Raw genomic sequence first — 21,406 nt, forward strand, 5'->3', positions numbered from 1 at the left:
TAGGCCCCAACAAACATTTTCGGAGGTCTCACTATGTCCAACATCACCCTCATCCCCGCCACCCCACGCTACGCCCAGGACCTATTCAAAGTTGTCGACGCCAACCGCGACTACATCGGGCAGTGGCTTCCGTGGGCCTACACAACCACCACGGTCGATGATGAAATCCAGTTTCTGCGTATGATGGCCGACAAAGAGGCCCTCGGCTCCGTCTACATGCGCGCCATCCAACTCGACGGCGAAATTGTCGGTGCCATTGACCTACATAACGTTACCCGCGAGCACCGCCACGCGGAAATCGGTTATTTTCTGGGCGTTAATGCGTCGGGCAAAGGCGTCATGCACCACGCCCTCGCCCAAATGGAGGACCTGGGCTTCGACCAACTGGGAATGAACAAGATTAACATTTTGGCCGCAACCGATAACTTGCCCAGTCGGCACGTAGCCGAACGGGCCAATTATCACCTCGACGGCGTACTGCGTGAGGATCTCAACGTAAACGGTATCCTGCACGACGCCGCCATTTACTCCAAGTTATACCGTGAATGGTCCGCTGATTAACGTTTCTTGTTAGATTACCTCACCAAAACAATTGTTGTTCCGCCCGCGTTCACCTACAATCGACTTATCAACGAACGCGAGGAGCACAACCAGCAATGAATATCGAATTTCGGTACGCCACCCATGACGACCTACCCGCCATCACGGCAATTTACAACCAGGCAATTCCCACCCGCCAATCGACCGCAGACCTCGAACCCGTGACGGTAGCCAGCAAAGAGGCTTGGTTTGCTGCCTTCGACCATACGAGTCACCCCATCTGGCTATTACTCGCAGATGGCAAAATAGCGGGTTGGGTCAGCCTCCAACAATTTTCCGAACGGTACGCGTATCATCAAACCGCAGAGATTAGCATTTACTTTGACCGCAGCTACCAACATCAACACTTAGGACAGACCGCGCTCGACTTTGTATTCGACCAACTACCCGCGCTCGGTCTCGATACAATCGTTGCCGATGTCTTCCACCACAACACTCCCAGTCAACGGCTGTTTACCCGCAACGGCTTTGAACAGTGGGGCCACCTACCACGCATTGCCTGATGGACGGGCAGCGTCGTGACCTGGATATCCTCGGCCGCCACTTTGGCAGTAATGCTTAAACGCAAAGGGGTGTATATAAATATTGCCTCCTGGTCGCGCGCCAAAAGGCAACTCCCTAACATACAATGATGGACCAGCAGAAATCCTCAGTGCGGGATTTCCACTGGTCCATCATTGTATACCGAGAGCTGACCGCCTTTTGTCAAAGCCCTCTTTGCTTCTAATCGCTTAACTTAATCGCCTGAACAAACCACTCGCGAAAGCCGTCCACGTCCACATCAACCGCAACGTGCGCGTTAGCCGGCCGGTGCAGGTAATCCTGCAGGTCGATTAGCGACGCACCCGCGGTTAACTCACTGGCCGTATCAATGGCAACGTGCGTGTACTCCTCTGTGAACAAATCGGGCACCAACAGCATCCCCACCGCCAGCGGATCGTAAATCTGCAGGCCCGTTTCAAAGCTACCGCTCCGGAACGCACGGAACAGGTGGTAGAACATGTCGCCCACTGGGCCCAAATCGCGAATCCGTTCCGACATCTCGGGCATGATGGTGGCGGCATTCCCCACGTCTAGTGGCGCGACGTGTAGCTCCACGCCACTTTTGAACACCATACTGGCGGCTTCGGGATCCACGGCAAAGTTGAATTCGGACAGCACGCCAATGTTCCCCCGACCCAAGCTACCGCCCATAATCATGATGCGGTCAATCCGTTCCTTATCCTCGGGGTGCTGCTGCAGAAGCACAGCCACGTCGGTCAGTGGACCAATGGCAATAATGGTGACGGGCTCAGCGCTAGCCTTTATTTCGGCGTGCATGGCTTCAACCCCTGTCGTTGTGGTATCAGCCTGCACAGTGGGCGCCGGAAAATCAAAGCCGTCCATACCGCTTTCACCATGAATATCCGCCGCGTTAATTAACGGGCGCAACAATGGCGTGGCGCTACCGGGCACCACGCGCACGTGACTTTGCCCCAGAAAGGTCAACAATTTCCGGACGTTATTTGTGGCGAGGTGCACGTCGACGTTGCCACTCAACGGCACAATCAAGCGTACATCCAACGTTGGGTCGGCCAGAGCGATGGCGATGGCCACCGCATCATCAATGCCGGGGTCCGTGCTAAATATTACTGGTGTCATGTACATTCCTCCGTGTGTTTAATGCATACCGCTACTTTAGCACACTACCGCCTAGCTACCATGCGCGAACTTCCGGGTATTCAAAAACCGTCTTCCTCACGGCAGACGGTCAGTGAACTAGGTTTTAGCCGCCACCCAGCAAAAAAATCAAGGACGTTCATGCCGGCTGCGCTCTGTGCCTGGTAAAGTTCGGTGTACCCGCACTGGTTGCAGGAAATCGTCGTGAACTTCTTGTTCTGGACGTCGAACAATTTAGCAAAGTTGCCTCCGGTTGCTTGGAACTGCCCGCTATTGTAGCTTTGGTTACCACACTTAGGACAGACATACTGGCGTGCTTGCACTTGGTTTGCCATCAGGACCACTCCATTCTGATTGTTATGGTCTAATTATAACAGCTAGATTGAGCTCGCCCCACCGTTAAGTGGGCTAACGATGAACTAATACTGGTCACCATTAAAGATGGAGTTTTTGACAATCACGTAGTCAACCGTCCGCAGACCCATCAGGTTGCGCCCACCCGCGTAGGAGACGGCCGACTGCAGGTCCTCCTGCATCTCCACCAGTGTATTGGCAATCGGCCCCTTCGCCGGGATCAGCATCTTCTTCCCCTCAACGTTGTGGTGGCTGCCCTTTTGGTACGTGGACGCGGAGCCGTAATACTCCTTAAATTCCTGCCCGTCCCGCGTCACTTGTTGGCCCGGCGTCTCGTCATGCCCGGCAAAGAGGGAGCCAATCATGCACATCGTCGCGCCAAAGCGAATCGACTTGGCGATGTCCCCATGCGTACGGATACCACCGTCCGCAATCACCGGCTTGCTAGCGGCCTTGGCGCACCACCGCAGGGCCGCGAGTTGCCAGCCCCCGGTCCCAAAACCAGTCTTGATCTTCGTGATGCACACCTTACCGGGACCAATACCCACTTTGGTGGCGTCCGCCCCCGCGTTTTCCAGGTCGCGGACGGCTTGTGGCGTACCCACATTACCCGCAATCACGAAACTATCCGGTAGTTTATCCTTAATGTGCCCAATCATATCCATAACTACTTGAGCGTGCCCGTGCGCAATGTCGATGGTAATATACTCCGGCACCGCGTTGGCCGCCGCCAGTTCGTCAATGAAGTCAAACTCGGAGTGCTTCACACCGACCGAAATGGAGGCGTACAAACCGTCATCGTGCATCTGTTGGACAAAGTCGCGGCGGGACTCCGGATTAAACCGGTGCATGATGTAAAAATAGCCGTTGGCCGCCAACCACTTGGCCAGCGATTCATCAATAATGGTCTCCATGTTGGCTGGCACCACCGGTATTTTAAACTTACGGGGGCCGAACTGAACGGAGGTGTCAATCTCCTTGCGGCTAGTGACCACACACTTGTTGGGGATCAGCTGAATATCTTCATAATCAAATACGTCGGTTGGCTGCATTATCGTTACCTCCATAAACACGAACATTATCCGTGAATGATTTCTTTATCATTCACACCAAGAGTACAATATAGGCTATTTATACGGTTAAGTCAACCAATTATCACGCTATTCGTTAACATTACGGACATACGTATAAATATTGTTCGACTTAGCGATGGTTATTAGGGTAAACATTAGTTAAGTTACACACATACACGCCACAACTCTAGCAATGTAGTGCTACAATGGCCGTATTAATTACGTCAGGAGTGGTCAGTATGCGTCAATTAAACATATGGTTACGGTCGCGTTGGGCGCCCGTCGCCGGAATTGCCATCATGAGCTTCATCATGATTGTGCCGCAACTGCTGACCGGTAGCGTCATCGTTGGCAGCGACGGTATTTTTCACTTTAACCGCATTTACGACACGGCCAAGCAGATTAGTACGGGTTACTGGAGTTACTGGCAAACCAACTTTGGCTTCCAGCAAAGCGGTCGCGTCGTTAACGCAGTCTACGGCCCGTACTCTGCATATTTAATGGGTGCACTACTCGTAGTATTTCGTAGCTGGTACCACTTCCAGCTTTTTACCACCTTTGCGGTTTACTTAATTGGTGGTTATGGCATGTACCGTCTGGCACGGAGCGCGGGTGCCCGCATGTGGCCGGCATTTGCTACCGCCATTATTTTTATGAATATTGGCTGGTTACCGCGGTGGGGACTCAACCAGAATATGACCGCGCTGGGTGCAGCCCTCCTGCCTTACGCCCTCGCGTGTGGCGTGCACATGGTGCGCCACCGAGAGCAGCCGGTGCAACCCGTCCGTCTAGCGCTCATTATGTCCATTCTGATTGAAACGCACGTTCTCAGCACCATCTTTGCCGTACTCGCGCTAATTCCCTTCTGGATAGTGGCGTGGGTGCGCGCTAACCACCGGCTACGCATGGTGGGTAGAACCGCCGCCGCGGTGGGCATCACCCTGGTGCTCACCGCCAACGTCTGGGGCGCAATGCTGCTGATGTTTAGCACCAATCGGATCGCCTACCCCGCCGCCTTTAGCCTCGCGCAAAACGTGCTCCAAATCGGCGTCGGCCGGGGTAGCCGCAATGAACTCGCCCTCTTTCCGCTCGCCATCATCGCCGGCCAGGTAGTGTTGCTATTGCTACAAAGGCGCCGCACGTCCCGCCTCAATTGGTGCGTTACCGCCATGGGGGTGGCCATCCTGCTCGCGGCCTCGCGCGTGATGCCGTGGGCCCTAATTGGCCGGCTGGTACCAAAGATGTCCCAGATGCTGCAGTTCCCGGTGCGGATGAGCACCATGCGTTTCCACTCATTTTATGCGGTTTAGCGCTGAGTCTGAGTAACATGGAGTGGTCGCGGGTATCCGTACGGCGCGTAACGTCAACCCTGGTGGTACTAGCAGCCTTGGGGGTAGCGGTACCGAACGTAGCGCGGATGACCATCCGCAGTGTTGACGTACAGCGTAGCCACGTCCTGCGCAGCTTTGGGGCGATGCTACTCCTGAACAGCACACCCAGGGAACTCCGGGCCACCCTGCACAGCAAGCACCGGGTGCCATTTTAGCGACTGCTGAGAAACACAGTAGCGATTACCTACCCGTGAACGGCCACCAAGGGACGGGCGACCTGAGTCCCGGCTCCATCTATAAACGCGAAATTCTGTTTTATCACCCATACTTCACTTACACGGCCCTGCCTGGAGGCCGCTTGCAGATTAGTTGGCACGAAACTACGGCAGGTTGGCAATCCGTACCGGTCGTGACGTACCACCAGAGCCAGGTGACGGTTAACGGCCACCGACTGATGCAAGAGGAATATTATCGGTCCCGCATCAACGCACCCATCGTGCAATCACGGCGGGGCAAAAACACCATGATCGTCCAGTTCCGGGCGGCTTGGTGGGCGGAACTGTTGCTGTGGGTAGCGCCGCTCGGCTGGCTGGCGCTGGGTGCATGGTGCGGTTGGCGGCGATTACGCAGGCGGCAAAGCGGGGTGAACGCCAAAGTGCAGGCAGATGATATTTAATTTATTGAGTCGGCCCCCTTCAACCAGGTATACTGCCGAATAAATTTTCATAGATGGTGAAATTTAATTAAAGTAGCGTTATCATGCATGGGCGGTCCATGGTTCGTGGATACCACGCTAGTTGAGACTACTAAGAGAAGGCGAGGACTAATCACGCCAAGTAAATCAACGTTATGGCAAAGCATCGTTTCACTAGAGAAATTTGCGAACGGCGATGCCAGCGAGGTCATAATTAAACGTGTTAAGTTATCCAGTCCCCCGATGTACGGTTCCGAGGATGTGAAAAGTATTCGGCGCAAAGTTGGTACAACTCAACGTGTCCTGGCCAGAGTTCTGGCAGTATCGCCACGCACCGTTGAATCGTGGGAAGCGGGCCGATCAACCCCAAATGGTAGTTCACGTAGATTATTAGAGCTACTAGATAGGGACCCCAAAATAATCAATAAACTGCTGGCATAGTTCGTGCATAAAAATAGTGCTGATATTGACCGAAGTAGTCCAGAAATAACCTCAATGGCTGTGAAACTTATTAGACAGGCGCGCTGTCTCCCCGGCAGCGGTTTCCAGTGCGACTTAATGCATGCGCTCGTGATCCACGTTACCAAAATTGTTGTCAACGCTTATGGAAGGGGACGTCAAAAGCTGTGATTACTACAGTAACGGCAGGCCCGGTGAGCGGAGGCGTGTGGGGTCGGAGTGGTAACCATTGCCAGGGGGCACCGCCGTAGGTTTACTTCCAGTTGGTGCTTTAGCACCTACTGGGAGTTAATTCGCAGGACTGGCGCAGCCAGCCCAAGGGCGGAGCGACGTACGGCGCGACGAATTCTGAGACTGACCGGCGGGCTTCCGGGCAGGCTCAGAATCGCGGCGGAAACACGCCTGCACTTGGCGGGTTGTAGCCTTCGCCCTAGCAGTGGTTACCGCGGAGTACCCCACGTAAATCGCAGCTCACCGGGCCGACCTACGCTGCCGTCAGCCGCATTGGGACGGCCTGCCCCGCTCTCCAAAATTCACCCTAGACACCGCCAATCACGCATGATAAGCTATTAGCGTGGTGCCAAACCATGGGTGGGATAGCAACGATCGGCGCGCAAGCGTTCAGAAGGTCTGCGCCCCCACCGTTACATATTCGGTATTCTCAGCGAATGCCACCTGACGGGGTCGTAACCCCGCACACATATATGGGGCGTGACTACGGTCTCGTCTTTTTTTTGTACCAGGCGGGGTAGAGCCATCCCCCGCACGAACTACCCTAGAGACAAGGAAGCCGACAGTATGATTAAACAAACCACGTTCTGCCACGGTCAAAACGAGTGGATTCACGTGACCGATGCCAACAAAGACGAACTGGACCGCCTGCGCGCAGACTACGCGCTCGACGACGAGATGTTGGGCTACGCTTTGGACCGCCATGAGCGTGCCCACGTGGAGTACGACGCCGTCAGCAATACCTTCCTGCTGGTCTACAACGTTCCCGACCAGCACGAAGTTCACGGCCACTTTGCCGCCGTGCCGCTCACCTTCATCATTCGCGGTGAACGCATCTTCACCATTGGTGGGGCCAAGGCTGACTACGTGTGCGACCTGCTCGCCGCCCAGCTTGAAGCCGACGACGATATCTCGGCGTTCCAATTCCTCTTTGAGGGCCTCTTCATCCTCACCGAATCGTTCTTTCCGCTCATCGAGAAGGTGGACGAAAAACGCCAGGACGTCGCCGACCGCCTGCGCCGCAAAGCCACCAAGGCCAATCTACTAGTGCTATCAGACCTCGAAACCGGCCTGGTTTACCTAGTCACGGCTGCGAAGCAAAACGCGATGGTACTGGAACAGTTTAAGCTCCAACCACTATTCCGCGGACTCAACGCAAAGGAGCGGGAGCGGCTGAATGACGTCATTATTGAAGCCCAGCAGTTTAGCGAGATGACCCAAACCACTTCGCAAATCATGGACCAACTGAACAGCACGTACACCAACGTGTTGAACAACGAACTGAACGACACCATGAAGTTAATGACGGTTTGGTCACTACTACTCACCGTACCCACCATCGTCACCGGCTTTTACGGTATGAACGTTGACCTGCCCTTTGCCAAAACAACGGCGCGTGGGTAATCACCATGATCATTACCATCCTCCTCAGCGTCGTGATGGCCGTAGTACTATACCGCCGGATTAAATAGATTGATTGCAAAGGAAGTGTCGCCATGCACCCCACATCACTGCCACTGCTGCACTTCGACGCCAACCCCGACGCCGTAATTAACCCCTTCCGTGACGAGGGTTACCAGTTTCCGCAGCGGATGTTGTTCGCCTTTATCTCGGCCGCCAACATCCTTAAATTCGTGGAGCAGTACCCCCACACCATCGTCGGTACCTTTGAGACGGTCTCCAACGAGTTTCACGTGTACCAGCTCGACGTCGATGGGCACCAGGTCGGACTGTGCCGGGCTCCGCTGGGCGCATCGGCCGCCACCCAACTCCTCGAGTTTCTGATTGCCTATGGTGCCCAGCGCATCGTGACGGTCGGCTCTTGCGGTGTACTCACGGACGCTCCCGAAAACCAGTTTATGGTTGTCACCGCGGCTTTGCGTGACGAGGTACGTCGTTCCACTACCTGCCACCCGCGCCCAGCATCACGCTCGACGCCGATGTTGCCAGCCACATCCAAGCCGTACTCACGCAACACGCAGTCCCGGTGCACGCCGTCCAAACGTGGACGACCGACGCCTTTTTTTTCGGGAAACGCGGGGCAAAGTCGCCGCGCACCGCGCTGCTGGTTACACCGTTGTCGAAATGGAGTGTGCGGCCCTCGCAGCCTGCGCACGTTTCCGCGGGGCGCAGTTCGGCCAGATATTGTTCACGGGCGACTCGCTCGCCGCGATGGACGAGTATGTTGCCCGCGACTTTGGTAAGGCTTCCCACCTGCAGGCACTCACCCTGGGGTGTTGGTGCCTGATGTAGCAAAAAGAGAGTGGCCCACAATGCGGTTAGCTCCCGAGCAATAGCGTAATAATGCCGATATTCCTCAGTTCGGGAATATCGGCATTATTACGTTAGGCACAGGGAACTGCATTGTGGGTCACGTTTGTAGGCCGGCTGCTCACCATAACTCCGCTCGGTCACAAGCCGCCCAGCGTCGATGTGTGTCTTTTTTTCCGAAGCCGCTACTTATAATCGGGCCTCTTTTGTGTGCACATTACATTATCTAGTCCGTCGCCCAAACGTTATCCAGAACCACCGTCTGGTTACGCTCTGGGCCCACACCGAACGTTAACAGGTTAACCCCGACGAGTTCCTGAATCCGTTCCACGTAGCGACGTGGTGCAGCGGGCAAGTCCTCTAGGCTCCGGGCACCACTGATGTCGTCAGTCCAGCCGTCCAGTTCTTCGTAAACTGGCTGGCATTCACCCAGCTCCTTGAGCGTCGCGGGCATCCGCGTAATCCGGGTACCGTCCGCCTTCTCGTATGCCACACAGATTTTTACTTTGTCGAGACCCGTCAGCACGTCCACCGAGTTCAGGCACAGGTCGGTGACCCCAGCAACACGCCGCGCGTGGTTCACCACCACAGTGTCAAACCAGCCCACGCGCCGCGGCCGTCCAGTCACCGTACCAAACTCGTGACCCGCATTGCGGATGTAGTCACCCTGCGCGTCATCCAACTGCGTCGGGAACGGACCATCACCCACGCGGGACGTGTACGCCTTCACAACACCTACCACCCGGTCAATCCGTGACGGACCCACGCCGGTCCCAGTGGAGACGCCACCAGCAGGGTTGGAGGACGTCACGTAGGGGTAAGTCCCCTGATCAACGTCCAGCATGATTCCTTGGGCACCTTCAAAGAGGACGTTACGCCCTTCATCCAGCGCGTCGTTCAGAATCACGCTGGTGTCCACGATGTAGGGAGCCAGTTGCTGCCCAAAATCGTAGTACTGGCCAAAAATATCGTCATAGTTAACGGGTTCTGCGCCATAAATCTTGGTCAGCAACTCGTTTTTTTTCGTCTACATTAATCCGCAACTTTGCGGCCAGGGTGTCCTTGTCGAGCAGGTCAGCCATCCGGATACCCACCCGCGCGGCTTTGTCCACGTAGGCCGGGCCGATTCCGCGGTTGGTCGTGCCAATCTTGGCGTCACCCTTCTTTGCTTCCTGTAACTTATCGAGCAGGATGTGGTACGGCATAATGACCTGCGCGCGGTCACTGATGCGCAAGTTTTCGCCGGGCACGCCTTGTTCACGCAACGCGGTGAGCTCCCGCAGCAGGCTAGCCGGGTTAACCACAACCCCATTACCAATAACGGATAGCTGGTGCGGGTGGAGAATCCCGGATGGCACCAACCGGAGTTTGTACACCTGACCGTTTGCGTGGATGGTGTGACCGGCATTGTCGCCACCCTGGTACCGCGCAATCATGTGCGCCCCCTGGCTTAGGAAATCCGTAATCTTCCCCTTACCTTCGTCACCCCACTGCATACCGACAATTACTGCTGTACCCATTGATGATTCCTCCTCGATTATGACACCAGCAAAGTCGCTACCGCCACTGTCTCAACTTTGAACGCCGACGACGCCCAAAACAATAACCATGATAGCAGTTAACTGGGACGGTCACAAGGGTGTGGGTGGATATTGTTCGGATTAATTTGATTGTTAGTATTATGTAGAGATGAATATGCAGCTATTACATTATTATTCACGAACTTTTTTTTGATTTCAAAAGATTCGACAGGCAGGAAAAATATTTACCTATTCAACTGACATCTTTACGTAAATGTATAGCTAATCATATATGCCAAATTGCTTACATTTAAAAATGACGAAGCTGATTAGTGTGTATCCTTATGTTTGTTCACTTAATGATTGCACTAAAACAATCATTATTTTATCTACATATCAAAATCACACTTTAGCTAAGCATAAGAAGACCTCCACCAAAAAAAACTAGGGGAGGTCTATAGAGTGATATCATAGTAAGCCTTTCAATAGATGACTGGAGGGCGCACTAAAAATGTTTCTTATTAATGCATGCAACTTATTCTTCATTATTCATGGTTTATATCGGTTAACTTGTAAATCCACTTCTTCTTGTAATCCTCGCATAGTGCGGTCCCCTCAGGTAATAAAGGTTGTCGATAAATATATATTAACAATCTTTCTTGTTATCGCCGGCGATACGTTCGTTGTCCTTCAGCTGTGCACTATACTGATCAGCCTCAACGGCTAATTCCTTTTCAAACTTAGTCATAGAAATCACCCCCTTTCAGAATTACACGGGACTAACAATCTTTCTTGTTGTCTCCAGCAACGCGTTCGTTGTCCTTCAACTGTGCGCTATACTGATCAGCCTCAACGGCTAATTCCTTTTCCAACTTAGTCATAGAAATCACCTCCTTTCAGAATTAAACGAACTAACAGTCCTTTTAGCTATCTCCACTAATCCGTTTATTCTCCTTCAATAAAGACCAACTCCTAGATGGAAGCAAATTTTCCTTGCGTCATTTACCGCCAAGCATAGAGCACCTGCTTTTCCGTCGTTTGGCTAGACAAGAACCATAGCCTGACTAATAGCAAAATATTGCTACTTGATCATTTTGTTTTACTCAACAAGGAGCTATCTGCCTTTAGACCAGTATCAATAATGTATTGTGTTACTGCCTCCGTAATTTTCTGACCTGTCTTCGCCTGCATCCAAAGCCAATCTCCCCACTGGTTTACCTCTAACAGATACCATTTATTGTCAGTTATCAATAAATCAATTGCTCCATAATTGAGCCCAAGCTTTGCCATAAGCCCACTCAGTTTTGATTTAATTGATGTATCCAGGTCTGTTGGAACTACCTCAATGTCACCAACACCATCCAAATGCCAGTCTGGATTTTGAATATCATGATACCGACCACAAAAGAATATCCCGTTAATATAGAAAACTCTAATCTCACTCGCGTTTGAAATTTTTCTTTGGAAGGTGGTAGGAACCACTGCGATCTCACTATCTAATATTTTTTTTGTGCTTATCTATTAAGAAGCCGTATGCATTATTAAGCTCGTCACGTGGATATTCCACAAAGTGATGATGAACAGCCTTAACAAATGCCAAACTATTACGATCCAAAAACTTACCTACACCAACAGGAGAATTAGTAATAACAGTTTGCGGTACATCAATATTATCCTGAGCGGCGACCATCAACTGCACCGGCTTTGTAGCTAAGTCCTCTGACTCCGGGTCATTAAACCAACGAACATCAGGGAGCGAACGTAACGAGTTAACCAAGGAAATCCAGTTATCGCGAATATAATAACTCTCTACCTGTGAATACCCTTCTAGACTAAACGAATCGCTGTGAAAGTGTCGCCGCCAAATAAATGCAATGTTCTCAATCTCAACACGCTCTCCCATGCTTTCGACATAACCATCAACATTTCCACCGTCAAACGAAACAGATACGGTCACTTCATTAATGAGTTGTTCAGCGTTAATACGGAGATAGCCATACCCACTCTGAATGAGCATAGTGGCTACTCGATCGACTTCAGGATCCTCAATTCTCGTCAAAATAAGAACAATCGACTTTGTGTTTATCCCCTTCAACAACGCCGGCTTGCTATTATAAATACGATGCAAGAAATCACGATCCTGCTGCCGTGGAAGCAAATCATCAATGCCCGTATTGTTTCTTAGTACCAAAGACTTAAAATTTGACATTTGCTCACCCCTTTCGTAATTGTGGCCATTAAAGCACCGTTGCTTGAAAATGTCAATATTTTAATATTCATGTGCTATTTTCTTTCTTTTTTTGCAATGAAAATAGTACACTAATAGAAACAGTATATACAAAGAAGATGACCTTTTATGCAGGGTTCCGCTTCAAAACAAATATTTATCGCAACGACTGCCAGGTTCCTATCCACCTTTGGCAGTGGGTTACTCAGCTTTGCAATTGGCCTATACGTTCTATCCGCCTCAAAATCAGCCTTGTGGTTTGCAATAACCCAAATTCTACCGCCACTAATAGCGTTACTGTTCTCCCGCAAAATCGGGACACTCATTGACCATACTCGCCACAAACCGATTTTGATTATTTCCCAGTCCACTAACGTCATAATCGCAAGCCTGTACTTATTACTGTTCATCAATTCCGCATCCCACCGTGTGATACTATTCGGCTCACTGACGGTGATTTTGCTGAACGCGATTACCAATACTTTTACCCAAACCACCTACCAGGCATCAGTTATTCAGATGGTCGGCAATCATGACGTCCAACGCCTAAATTCACTGGAACAAAGTGGCAATTCGATTGCACAAATTCTGGCGCCCACGATTGGCGCAACGCTATTCGCCGTCTCAGGTATTACCTTTGTTCTAGCGTTTCGCGTGATTTTATCAATCGGGGTAATTATATTTTTAGTGCTGCTATCGTTCTCCAGGGAACAGGGCACCAATACTAACAATCCGGAAACTAACGACGGTAAAATAAACTTGGCCACCATCCTCCATAGTCCCCTGGTCGCATACTCGGTGCTTGCATCGGTTGCCATCAACCTGGTTGTCGCGTTAGTCAGCACCGGCCTTCCACTTTTGATGATGCACACACTATCATTTTCATCCCAACAATACGGCTACGTGGAAACTGCGTCCGGCTTCGGCACCTTTATTGCGGGACTGGTTCTGGCCAAAACGCACAACTTTGCCAAGCCTATCGCCACTAGCGCCAAAGCAATGGTGTTACTAGGTAGCATGGTTGCGGTGTTCGGCACCGTCAGCTTGCTGTCTCTTCAAAGTACGATTAGCTTCACAACATTCATTGTGGTTGCAACCATCTATGGATTTTCACTATCCCTGATGGAAATACCAATGAGCACCTACATGCAAACTAATATTCCAATCAATATTCAAGGCCAAGTTTTCTCGTTTATGTTCGGTGCCTCTCAAACCGCCATGCCCCTTGGTGTCATCATTGCCACCATGCTTGCGCAACAGCTGGGAGCAGGCTTACTCATAGCTGGCGTTCTCATTATTATTTACATCGCGACTGTTTACCTACAAATTGGCAGAAAAATAGTCACCGCGTAACCACATACACGGCCCGCCAGCATATCGGCGAGCTGGTTTTTTTAGTTTGTACGGCAAGCCGCTCCAAAATTTTAGCCAATAAAAAAAAGCCGGCAACCACAACGGTTACCGGCCCAATCTTATTCATCTGAATTATCCTGTACCCACTGCTCTTGGAGGTAGGAATATACACTCCCAAAGCTCAGCGCGAGCACCTGGACCATCTTGAAGTGCTGCGTCTCGGCCTGCGGATCGCCAAAGGGTAGCCAGTCAAAGCCGTCGCTGGTGACGTTTGTCGGCGTACCAATCAACGTTTCTTTGGTCATCGCCGTCCGCAACCGGAACACGCGGCCGAAGACTTCCCCCTCACCGATGAGGTTCCCGAGCAGGTCGTCGGAGGCATCAAATACCCGCTCGTGGTTCAGCTTGGGTACCTGGACAAAGTTGTGCGTCTGTCCCCAAGTCTCGTACATCATCATCGACTGGAGGTAATCCGACGCCACAATGACGCTGTGAATCCCCCGCAGCCGCAATAACGTGTACCCGCCGAACTGGCCGCCCATGTCCACCAGGGAGAGCACCACGAACGTCTCGTTCACGGCGACCACGCGCCCAACGTAGAACTGGTCCATGCTCTGCCGCCCCACGATGGCAATCAGGCTCTCTTCATCGCGCGCATCAGACAGCACCTCGGCCATGTTACCGGTATTGAGGTGCCGCACAGTCGTTACGTGCCGCAACGAGTCCCGCTTGGCCGCCATCGCGCTGGCGAGAAACAGGTCGTACCCATCGTATTCGAGTACGCCCAGGTTGGCAAAGTCGACCTGGATACTCCGCACGTCGGTGTAATTAAACTTATTGATGACGTCCATCGTGAAGTGCTCCGTCGTCACTTCGGTAATCTGACCCTCGAGGTAATTTTCGATGTCAAAGGCGATGACCATCACCACCTGGCCAGTGCGACGCATGTTTTCAGCGACCTGGTAGGCAATTGGTGATTCGTTGTTCAGTGGCAATGCTAGCGGCTCTGCCGGTAGCGCCTTAAAGTCCTCTTTGGTCGCCGCCGCAATGCGGAATTCCATACTGTCAATGTCTGGGCCGCCGATCTCAATCGAGTCAACGGCGTCATAGGTAATCAGTGCCGCCCCGTCAGCTAACCCGGCATCGTTGTACGTGGCCACGACGACCCCGTCATCACCGACCATCTGGACGTATCCGGTATAAAAGTCCTCACTGTCCCGTTGGTAGATGTTAATTAGTAGGTGTTGTTGTTTGGCGCTACGCAAATTCTGAATAAGCGTATTCATGGCGTCACCTTCTTTCCTTGTTAGGTTGCATTCTACACCGTTCGGCGCACGACGCAACCCGCTACTCTGTCCGGTTGGAAATATTAACGAATTTATTCAAAGACTTAGCAAATAACAGGTTCACGGTTCCCCGGGCCCCGCTACGGTTCTTTTCGAGGATGATTTCGACCTCACCCACGTCCTGATCGTCGCTCTCTTGCTGGTCGCCGCCACCATCGTCGTCATCGCCGTCCTCATCACGGTAGTAATCATCACGGTAGATGAAGGCCACGATGTCGGCATCCTGCTCGATGGACCCGGATTCACGAATATCCGACAGCACGGGCCGCTTGTCCTGACGCTGTTCCACGCCACGCGATAGTTGTGACATCGCAATAACCGGAATACTGAGCTCCTTTGCCAGCTTCTTAAGTTGCCGGGAGATTTCGGACACTTCCTGCTGGCGATTTTCACGCCCGGAGCCTTCAATCAGCTGGAGGTAGTCAATGATGACGAGCCCCAGGTCAACATCCGGATCCTTGGCGAGGCGCCGGCACTTGGCCCGAATTTCGCCGACTTTGACCCCCGCGGTGTCGTCAAAGTAGATGTTCATCTTTGACAGGCTCCCCATGGCCACCAGGAGGCGTTCCCACTCGTCCTGGTTCAGGTTCCCCGTACGCAGGTGGGTGGCGTCAATGCTTCCCTCACTACATAACATACGGTTAACCAGCGATTCGGCACCCATTTCCAGGCTGAAAATCGCCACGGCTTTGTTCGTGTCGCGCCCGACGTTCTGGGCGATATTGAGGGCAAAGGCGGTCTTACCCATCCCAGGCCGCGCGGCGATAATAATTAACTCGTCGTCGTGAAAGCCCGTGGTGAGCTGATCCAGGTCGTGGTACCCGGTTGCGAGCCCCGTCACCTGGTCGTCGTTCGTCGCCATTTTGTCGATTTCATCCATGGCGTTTTGGAGCACGTCGCGGATTGCCCGGAACCCGGTATCTCGACCGCCCTGGCTGATACGGCTAAAGGTTTCCTCGGCCTCAGACAGCAGGTCAATCGGCTCGTCGGCGCGTCGTACCCCTTAGCCGCAATGGTCTGCGCCGCCTGAATCACGCGCCGCATGGTGGCTTTGTCGTTGACAATCTTCGCGTAGTAACCCACGTTGGTGGACGTCGGCACGGCGTCCGCCAGTTCGGCCATATACGCCACCCCGCCCACGTCGTCGAGGTGGTTATCGCGTTCCAGTTCCTCTTTGACACTCACCACGTCGATGTTAATTTCGCGGTCGTTCAGAGAATTCATCGCCGCAAAGATGAGTTGGTTCGAGCGGCGGTAAAAGTCCTCCGGCTCGAGCAACTCCTGCGCGTCCGCCAAACGGTCTGGGTTCAGCAAAATCCCACCCAGAACCGCCTGTTCGGCGTCCTCGCTGTATGGTGGCTGACGACTTAATGTCGGTTCATCCATGGTGTATGCCTCCGTTCAAATAGCTGGTTAAATTGTAGCACACCCTGCGTGTACATTGGTCGTGGCTGAGTGATCGACGGCAGCGTTGGTCGGACCGGTGAGCTGCGGCTTCCGTGGGGTGCTCCATGGTTACCACTGCTAGGGCGAAGGCTCCAACCCGCCTCCGCCCACCGGTCCGACCGACGCGGCCTAAATCTACTATGGTAGGCACAAGCACGACACCTGCCATCACCCCCATCGCCAACTTGGCATGAACAACCTTGCCTAGGTAATTTAAGGTTAATCGGCTATTGCAAGTTAAACCACGCAACCGACGTAAAAACGGTGCCCAGCATTGGGCACCGCCACTCTTAATTGTTATTAAGTACGATTACTGTTGCTCCCCGACGTGCACCCGAATCTTAGCCTCCACGCCCGGAGCCAGTTCAACCGGCACGTTAGTGTAGCCTAGTGCCCGGATTGGTTCTGGCAACTTAACTTTGCGCTTGTCAATCTTGAGCTGGAACTGCTTCTGTAGTGCCTGCGCAATCTGCTTACTGGGAATGGAACCGAACAACCGCGAGTCGGAACCCGCCTTTGCCGTCAGTTCCACCACCGTCTTATCGTCCTCGAGTTGCGCCTTCAGTGCCAGCGCCTCTTCGTGTAACTCTTCCTCGTGCCGTTCCTCAGCCTTCCGCTGACCCTCAAGCTGACTCATCGCCTGCTTGGTTGCCACTTTGGCCTTCCCGTTCTTGATGAGGAAGTTCTGGGCGTAGCCATCTGGGACTTCCTTAACCTCACCGCGCTTACCCTTGCCGCGGACATCTTGCGTAAAAATTACTTTCATGCTGCTACGTCCTCTCTTTCTTGTACTGTGAGTTGAGTAACGCTTGGAGTTGCACCTCTAGGCGCGATGAACACAGAAATGGCTGGAGAATGCTACACCGCTCCCACGTTACTGCTCGGTTTGGAAACGAGCTGCGCAGGCCAGAAAGCGACGTATAAGCTACTAGCACCAAAAGGCCAAGTGCGGGCCTTTCGGCGCTAGTAACTTATACTCTGCTTTCTAAACGGCCTACTCCGCTCTCTACTGCGATTGTACTACTTGTCCCCTACCAGGCCAATGATAATCCTAGCCCTCGCGTCATTTTCTGCCTCATTCGCCGCAATAGCATCAACCAACTGCTGCTTGGCCTCCGCCACCGTCGTGTCGTGTAGCTGCGTGGCCGCATTACCCAAATGCCCACCGCCGCCGAGTCGCTCCATAATTACCTGGACGTTATAGTCACCCAAACTCCGCGCGGAAATACCCACGTTGCCGTCTGGACGCTTGGTAATCACAAAGCCAGCCGTAATTCCTGACAAACTGAGTAACGTATCCGCAGCCTGGGCCGCAATAACCGGATCGTACGTCCGATTTTCCTCACCGGTACAACAAGCAAGTCCCTCACCAATCATGTCCACACTCTCAATCAGGTGGTTGCGTTGGAGGTAGTTATGCATATTTTCTTTGAGCAATAACGATACTTTGGTACTGTCCGCCCCAATGGAGCGCAGATAGCTCGCCGCGTCAAAGGTGCGGGTCCCCGTACTCCGCGAAAAGTTTTTCGTGTCGACGGTAATCCCAGCGAGCATCGCCGTCGCTTCCAATTTGTTCAGCGGCGCCGCGCTCTGTGGCTGGTACTCGAACATCTCGGTAATCAGTTCACTTGTCGAGCTAGCGTACGGCTCAATGTAAACCAGCATCGGGTTATCGGGGAATTCCTCGCCCCGCCGGTGGTGATCAATGATGACCACCCGGTTGCTCATGCGCTCAAACAACTCCGGGGCCGTCGTAATTGACGGCTTACTGTGATCAACCATCACCAGCAAGCTGTGGTCAGTGGCACCCGACAAAGCCGCTTCGGGCGTAATTACCCAGTTGGCGAGTTCGGTGTCGCTCGTGACCTTTTCCATTAACCGTTCCACGTCGCTGTGCAGGTGGTCGGGGTCCAGAACCACGTAACAGTCCTTCCCGTTCATCTGCGCAATCCGGCGAATCCCCAGCGATGAGCCGATTGAGTCCATATCCGGTTGGCTGTGCCCGACCACGTAAACTTTGTCCGCCTGCTTAAACAGCTCCTGGAGCGCCTGCGAAATCATCCGCGCCCGCACACGGGTCCGCTTTTCCATCGGGTTGGTCTTACCACCGTAGAACTTAGCGTCACCGTCATGGCTCTTCACCACGACCTGGTCCCCACCACGGCCGAGTGCCAGGTCCAAATTACTCTGGGACGTGGTGGCCAAAGTGGTAATGTCACTATCACCGTACGCAATCCCCATCGACAGCGTCAACGGGGCATTCTGTTTACTCGTTTCCTCACGAATCACGTCCAACACTTTGAACTTATCGCGCGTAATTACTTCGTGCAGCGACTGAGCGTAAGCAATCATCATGAAGTGGTCGCTGTCGATCCGCTTCACAAACATACCATACTGGTTGGCCCAGTCACTCAAAGTAGTGGTGACGTAACTACGCAGACCAGAAACCACGGAGTCCTCCAGCCCTTGCGTCACCTCGTCATAGTTATCAATGAAAATCTGCCCGATAACCAACCGTTCAGCGTTAGCGCGCTCCTCGATTTGGGCGTAGTTGGTGATGTCCATGAGGTAAATGACGCCGATGCTTTTCTGCACAACGGTCGAAAAGCGGTGGTCACCCCAAGTCACCGTCTGGGTTTTGGTATCATCCCCAGCATTGCTAATAATCTTGGCGAGGTTCTCATCTACATCTTTGAGATTCTTGCCAAGAATATGGTCCTCACCAAAATATTGCCGTAGAAACGGGTTCAGCCATTCGATATTGAGGTCATCATCAAACATCAGGATCCCCATGGGCATCCTGATTAAGGCTTCTTGTTCACCACGCTTGACCCGGTATGATAGGTCATTGATGTATTTATTCGTGTTCCTAGTAATCGTCGCCAGCATGTTGAACGAGGCGACCACTAGCCCAATTAAGAGGACCAGCATAATGAGTGCTACCCACGGACGAACAAAGGCGGAGGCGATGACGCCAGCCAAAGCCAGCACCACCATCACCACCGCGCCGTAACGCAGCTGCGTGTTCTCAAGGAACGCGGGTAGCTTAATGCGGTTTAGAATGTTTTTCATATTATGAGGCTCGTTTGAGCATTTCCCCCCAATTTGGTCATATACCCGAGCCTATTTTAACATGAACGCCACCCCCACACACTTAAAACGTGGGAAACGGTTTCAGGTTGCGGGGTGCAACGCTTTTATTCGAATTAGAAGACTCACCTACCTGGGGCCATAGAATATCCCCAGACAATGCCCCGCCTAAATAACCTTCAGCGGCTCCTTGGCCACGGGCGCCGGGAAGTACTGACTGATGAGCGCGTCGTCGGTCGCCGTAATCGTGACCTCCGCGGCCGCCACGTTTTCCGCCATGTGCTCTGGCGTACCCGCTTTGGGAATGCTGAGTACCTGACCCGAACGAAGCGCCCAGGCCAACATTAACTGGTGCCCCGTAATATGCTTGTCCGCCGCCAGTTCAAGCAGTGGTTGTGGCAACTTAATGGACAGACCCGCACCCGAACCGTATGGCGAATACCCAATCAACGCGACTTTGTCCAACTGCTGCCGCGGAATCAGGTCGTACTCAATGCCGCGGGCCGCCATATTGTACAGCACCTCGTTGGCCACCACGCCCTGGCCGCCATCGACGGCCAACGCCTCCTGCAGGTCCATCACGTCAAAGTTGGACACCCCGTACTGCCGAATCAATCCCTCTTTGCGTAGCTCCTGCAAAGTCGCAATGGTCTCCGCCAACGGTACCTTGCCCCGCCAGTGCAATAAGTACAGGTCCAAATAATCCGTACCCAGACGGTTAAGGCTGGCTGTCAGCGCTTTACGGACCCCTGCTTTCGTGCCATTCCACGGGTAGAACTTCGAGATCAAGTACACCTGGTCGCGCGGGTAACCCTGAATCGCCGTCCCCACAACGCGCTCGGCCGCACCGTCACCATACATCTCGGCAGTATCAATCACACGCAGCCCGTGGTCCAACCCGTAGCGCAAACTCTGCACTTCCATCTGGGTCCGTGTCGGGCTCATTTCCCCCATGTGCCAAGTACCCATACCCAGTACCGGAACCGTCTCCGTGCCAATTTTCATCGTCTGCATTTGTGATCTCCCCCATTCGTTTCATGTACCGTTATTGTACTATGCTTCACGCCGCCGTGCCGCCAATATTAGAACGCTTTCATTTACTCGCACAATTACGCTCAAATTGCTCTTTGTCAATGCCACCCAAGCGCTACACTGTATCTGAGGGTAAGTCAGCAAACATATTGAGGAGGACGTTGTTATGAAGGTAAGCGCAAAGGTGATGGCTTGGGTCATGGTCATCCTGAACGTAATATTATGCTGGTTGGTCTTTGGTACCGACATGATGAACATGAACAACATGGCGCACGCAATGCAGCTGATGGCCGTCATTATGCTGATTGATGCGGGCATGGCGTTCTTTATGGCGTACCATCAGCACCACTAATTTTCTGGGCAAAGAGGATGGCATCACCAAGGCGAGCAGTAGCTTTGGTGATGCCATCCTCTTTGCGTTGTCTACACAACTTTGCTTTAGCCCGCCAGAATCGTCTGCAGGGTCCGCGCAACACTATCGTAGTAGGTGCGGCCAAACTTATCGAGGTGGACCATTAGCAAGTACAACCGGTAAAACGGGAGTCGCTGCTCGTACCCCGTCGCCAGGGGCAACGCTTCCTGATACGCAGCGTAAAAGTCCTGCGTGAAGCCGCCAAAGACGGTCGATACCCCGATATCAAACTCGCGGTCACCGTACATCGCGGCCGGATCAATCAGTGCCGGGCGCCCATCCTGCGTAAACATGAAGTTGCCGCTGCT

Annotated in this window: 18 protein-coding genes and 5 pseudogenes; 11 read left to right on the forward strand and 12 right to left on the reverse strand. The window is 52.9% G+C overall.

Annotated elements, in window-relative coordinates:
* The first annotated feature begins 33 nt into the window (after nt 1-33).
* Nucleotides 34-561, forward strand: a complete 528-nt coding sequence (locus JCM12539_RS00230; RefSeq protein WP_054648331.1) for a GNAT family N-acetyltransferase — start codon at nt 34-36, stop codon at nt 559-561.
* Between the two features lie 95 nt (nt 562-656).
* A pseudogene (locus JCM12539_RS00235) lies at nt 657-1,162 on the forward strand (GNAT family N-acetyltransferase).
* A 161-nt stretch (nt 1,163-1,323) separates the two neighbouring features.
* On the opposite strand, the gene JCM12539_RS00240 reads toward JCM12539_RS00235, so the two are convergent.
* The 3 genes from JCM12539_RS00240 to JCM12539_RS00250 form a co-directional block, all read right to left on the reverse strand.
* Nucleotides 1,324-2,247 (reverse strand): nucleoside hydrolase, encoded by a 924-nt coding sequence (locus tag JCM12539_RS00240; protein ID WP_054648333.1) that lies wholly within the window; start codon nt 2,245-2,247, stop codon nt 1,324-1,326.
* A 74-nt stretch (nt 2,248-2,321) separates the two neighbouring features.
* Nucleotides 2,322-2,594, reverse strand: coding sequence for a zinc ribbon domain-containing protein (locus JCM12539_RS00245; protein WP_439645099.1), 273 nt, complete (start codon nt 2,592-2,594; stop codon nt 2,322-2,324).
* A gap of 84 nt (nt 2,595-2,678) precedes the next feature.
* Nucleotides 2,679-3,665 carry a GMP reductase gene (locus JCM12539_RS00250; protein ID WP_054648335.1) on the reverse strand — a complete coding sequence of 329 codons (987 nt, stop codon included), beginning with the start codon at nt 3,663-3,665 and terminating at the stop codon, nt 2,679-2,681.
* A 260-nt stretch (nt 3,666-3,925) separates the two neighbouring features.
* Here JCM12539_RS00250 and JCM12539_RS00255 point away from each other — a divergent pair, with 260 nt between their 5' ends.
* The 7 genes and pseudogenes from JCM12539_RS00255 to JCM12539_RS14420 all read left to right on the forward strand — a co-directional run bounded on the left by JCM12539_RS00255 (nt 3,926) and on the right by JCM12539_RS14420 (nt 8,654).
* Entirely contained in the window at nt 3,926-4,996 is a 1,071-nt protein-coding gene (locus JCM12539_RS00255; RefSeq protein ID WP_054648337.1) for a putative glycosyltransferase family protein, read from the forward strand.
* A 17-nt stretch (nt 4,997-5,013) separates the two neighbouring features.
* Nucleotides 5,014-5,232: a hypothetical protein gene (locus JCM12539_RS12960; RefSeq protein ID WP_156301947.1), complete on the forward strand. Its 219-nt coding sequence runs from the start codon at nt 5,014-5,016 to the stop codon at nt 5,230-5,232.
* A 35-nt stretch (nt 5,233-5,267) separates the two neighbouring features.
* The gene (locus JCM12539_RS00260) at nt 5,268-5,693 is read left to right on the forward strand and encodes a cytochrome c-type biogenesis protein (protein WP_156301948.1); all 426 of its coding nucleotides are present in this window, start codon (nt 5,268-5,270) and stop codon (nt 5,691-5,693) included.
* A gap of 261 nt (nt 5,694-5,954) precedes the next feature.
* On the forward strand, nt 5,955-6,152 hold the full coding sequence (locus JCM12539_RS13625; protein WP_225350154.1) for a helix-turn-helix domain-containing protein: 198 nt from the start codon (nt 5,955-5,957) through the stop codon (nt 6,150-6,152).
* An 816-nt stretch (nt 6,153-6,968) separates the two neighbouring features.
* Complete coding sequence (locus tag JCM12539_RS00265; RefSeq protein ID WP_054648341.1) at nt 6,969-7,805, forward strand: magnesium transporter CorA family protein; 837 nt, start codon at nt 6,969-6,971, stop codon at nt 7,803-7,805.
* Between the two features lie 188 nt (nt 7,806-7,993).
* A pseudogene (locus JCM12539_RS14930) lies at nt 7,994-8,278 on the forward strand (phosphorylase family protein); the annotation flags it as partial.
* Nucleotides 8,279-8,405: 127 nt separating this feature from the next.
* Nucleotides 8,406-8,654, forward strand: coding sequence for a phosphorylase family protein (locus JCM12539_RS14420; RefSeq protein WP_162203951.1), 249 nt, complete (start codon nt 8,406-8,408; stop codon nt 8,652-8,654).
* Nucleotides 8,655-8,898: 244 nt separating this feature from the next.
* Here JCM12539_RS14420 and JCM12539_RS00280 read toward each other — a convergent pair.
* The 3 genes and pseudogenes from JCM12539_RS00280 to JCM12539_RS00290 form a co-directional block, all read right to left on the reverse strand.
* Nucleotides 8,899-10,192, reverse strand: a pseudogene (locus tag JCM12539_RS00280) (adenylosuccinate synthase).
* Between the two features lie 1,089 nt (nt 10,193-11,281).
* A complete protein-coding gene (locus tag JCM12539_RS00285; RefSeq protein WP_054648347.1) occupies nt 11,282-11,674 on the reverse strand; it encodes an ATP-grasp domain-containing protein in 393 nt (130 codons plus the stop codon).
* Nucleotides 11,675-11,684: 10 nt separating this feature from the next.
* Nucleotides 11,685-12,401: an MvdC/MvdD family ATP grasp protein gene (locus tag JCM12539_RS00290; RefSeq protein ID WP_054648349.1), complete on the reverse strand. Its 717-nt coding sequence runs from the start codon at nt 12,399-12,401 to the stop codon at nt 11,685-11,687.
* A gap of 147 nt (nt 12,402-12,548) precedes the next feature.
* Here JCM12539_RS00290 and JCM12539_RS00295 point away from each other — a divergent pair, with 147 nt between their 5' ends.
* A complete protein-coding gene (locus JCM12539_RS00295) occupies nt 12,549-13,772 on the forward strand; it encodes an MFS transporter (RefSeq protein WP_054648351.1) in 1,224 nt (407 codons plus the stop codon).
* A 119-nt stretch (nt 13,773-13,891) separates the two neighbouring features.
* Here the strand turns inward: JCM12539_RS00295 and JCM12539_RS00300 are convergent, their stop codons facing one another.
* The 5 genes and pseudogenes from JCM12539_RS00300 to JCM12539_RS00320 form a co-directional block, all read right to left on the reverse strand.
* The gene (locus tag JCM12539_RS00300) at nt 13,892-15,058 is read right to left on the reverse strand and encodes a hypothetical protein (protein ID WP_054648353.1); all 1,167 of its coding nucleotides are present in this window, start codon (nt 15,056-15,058) and stop codon (nt 13,892-13,894) included.
* A gap of 61 nt (nt 15,059-15,119) precedes the next feature.
* Nucleotides 15,120-16,504: pseudogene (dnaB, locus tag JCM12539_RS00305) on the reverse strand (replicative DNA helicase).
* A 370-nt stretch (nt 16,505-16,874) separates the two neighbouring features.
* Nucleotides 16,875-17,330, reverse strand: a complete 456-nt coding sequence (gene rplI, locus JCM12539_RS00310; protein WP_054648355.1) for a 50S ribosomal protein L9 — start codon at nt 17,328-17,330, stop codon at nt 16,875-16,877.
* A 254-nt stretch (nt 17,331-17,584) separates the two neighbouring features.
* Nucleotides 17,585-19,636 carry a DHH family phosphoesterase gene (locus JCM12539_RS00315; protein WP_054648357.1) on the reverse strand — a complete coding sequence of 684 codons (2,052 nt, stop codon included), beginning with the start codon at nt 19,634-19,636 and terminating at the stop codon, nt 17,585-17,587.
* A 186-nt stretch (nt 19,637-19,822) separates the two neighbouring features.
* On the reverse strand, nt 19,823-20,668 hold the full coding sequence (locus tag JCM12539_RS00320; protein ID WP_054648359.1) for an aldo/keto reductase: 846 nt from the start codon (nt 20,666-20,668) through the stop codon (nt 19,823-19,825).
* Nucleotides 20,669-20,852: 184 nt separating this feature from the next.
* Here JCM12539_RS00320 and JCM12539_RS00325 point away from each other — a divergent pair, with 184 nt between their 5' ends.
* Entirely contained in the window at nt 20,853-21,038 is a 186-nt protein-coding gene (locus JCM12539_RS00325; RefSeq protein WP_054648360.1) for a hypothetical protein, read from the forward strand.
* Nucleotides 21,039-21,124: 86 nt separating this feature from the next.
* Here JCM12539_RS00325 and JCM12539_RS00330 read toward each other — a convergent pair.
* Nucleotides 21,125-21,400: pseudogene (locus JCM12539_RS00330) on the reverse strand (fructosamine kinase family protein); the annotation flags it as partial.
* Nucleotides 21,401-21,406: the final 6 nt, after the last annotated feature.

This window comes from Lacticaseibacillus pantheris DSM 15945 = JCM 12539 = NBRC 106106, from assembly GCF_001311175.1.
Classification (GTDB): domain Bacteria; phylum Bacillota; class Bacilli; order Lactobacillales; family Lactobacillaceae; genus Lacticaseibacillus; species Lacticaseibacillus pantheris.